This window comes from Clostridium sp. HV4-5-A1G, from assembly GCF_900184915.1.
Taxonomy (GTDB): Bacteria; Bacillota; Clostridia; order Clostridiales; family Clostridiaceae; genus Clostridium_B; species Clostridium_B aromativorans.
In genome coordinates, this window is record NZ_FXYI02000340.1 from 1 (window position 1) to 1,362 (window position 1,362).

General features: G+C 31.1%; 2 protein-coding genes and 2 riboswitches. Both genes read left to right on the forward strand.

What is annotated here, in order from left to right; translation table 11 throughout:
- Window positions 1-239 precede the first annotated feature (239 nt).
- A riboswitch (glycine riboswitch) is annotated at window positions 240-340 on the forward strand.
- A 2-nt stretch (window positions 341-342) separates the two neighbouring features.
- Window positions 343-399: riboswitch (glycine riboswitch) on the forward strand.
- Window positions 400-471: 72 nt separating this feature from the next.
- Window positions 472-846: a GrdX family protein gene (locus tag J5G60_RS18340; RefSeq protein WP_150358798.1), complete on the forward strand. Its 375-nt coding sequence runs from the start codon at window positions 472-474 to the stop codon at window positions 844-846.
- 107 nt (window positions 847-953) lie between these two features.
- Window positions 954-1,362: NAD(P)/FAD-dependent oxidoreductase (locus J5G60_RS18345; RefSeq protein WP_150358797.1), on the forward strand; the 409-nt coding region annotated here is incomplete at its 3' end.

Below are 1,362 nucleotides of genomic sequence, written 5' to 3' on the forward strand. Positions count from 1 at the left end.
CAATAATATTATAGATTGTATAAAAAAATGGAATATAGAATCTTATTGGAATATATAGAAAAGTATTCAGAGGTAATATATAATTAAAGTAAATAAAAAATAATTATAAGTTGGATGAATTTTTCGGGAGATTAAGTAGAAATTTAAGCAATACGCAAAATGATTTTGCATATTGGCTGCTTTTCTTGAGATATAAAGAAAGGTTTCATAGAAATTTTCTTTGAAGACTACTTAACTGTAGAAATTGTTCTATAGTATCCTTAAGTGGATAGCCGAAGGAGTAAGTATTATTTCTCTTAAATAATGTGAATCTCTCAGGCCAAAGGACCGAAAAAGGACGAAACTCTGGAAAGCTTTTGGCACCGAAGGAGTAAATCTCTCAGGTAAAAAGGACAGGGTAAAAGAGAACTCTTTTACCCTGTCCTTAATTTTATATGCATTTAACTGAAAATTTTGAAAGGAAAAAATAATATGATAGAACCTATAATAGTAGTTACTAATAATCCTATGTGTAGAGAGAAGCTGGCAGATAAATATAAAATAGATTTTATAAATGGCACTACTGTAGATGTATTGGAAAGAGTTAGAGATTATATACATGGGAAACATATATTATTGACCCATCCGCTTGTAAGTGGCATAAAGCCTAATGAAATTCCATATAGAACTATCATAATAACTAAAAGAGTTGGAAATACTGTGGATATTAAGTCCTTGAACTATATAGAAAGGGGGATTCTCACTACTGAAAAATTTTTAAAAAATCATGGTATTTCACATTGGAGTAAAAAGATATTAGATGATTTTTCTTTGATAGACTATGATTTAGTAAAGTATAATCTCTAATAAATTTATAGGGGTAAGAGTATAATTATAGCTGTTGTAAGACTAAAATAAGTGGGTGCTTTAATAGAAAAAATTGTTTGTATTTTAACAATGTCAGGAGGTATAAAATGGAACATATATATGATTGCATAATAATTGGAGGAGGGCCAGCAGGTCTATCGGCAGGTCTCTATGCAGCGAGATCTAAAATGGACACTTTGCTGATAGAGAGGGCAAAATATGGAGGACAGATAACTACAACGGATGAACTCGAGAATTATCCAGGTTCCATTGAGAATTGTACGGGAACGAGTTTAAGCGAGAGAATGAAAAATCAAGCTTTGAACTTTGGTGTAAAATTTGCTAAAGATGAGATATTAGATGTTGACATTGAGGGTGTAATTAAAGTTTTAAAGAGTAAAAAAGATGTCTATAGAGCTAGGACAATAATAATTGCCACAGGTGCAAATCCAAGGCTGTCAGGTTTTAAAAATGAGAAAGAATTGAGAGGAAGAGGAATTTCCTATTGTGCAACCT

Excerpts from the sequence above, each read along its gene's own strand:
- J5G60_RS18340 (WP_150358798.1), top strand. The coding sequence starts at position 472 with ATGATAGAACCTATAATAGTAGTTACTAATAATCCTATGTGTAGAGAG.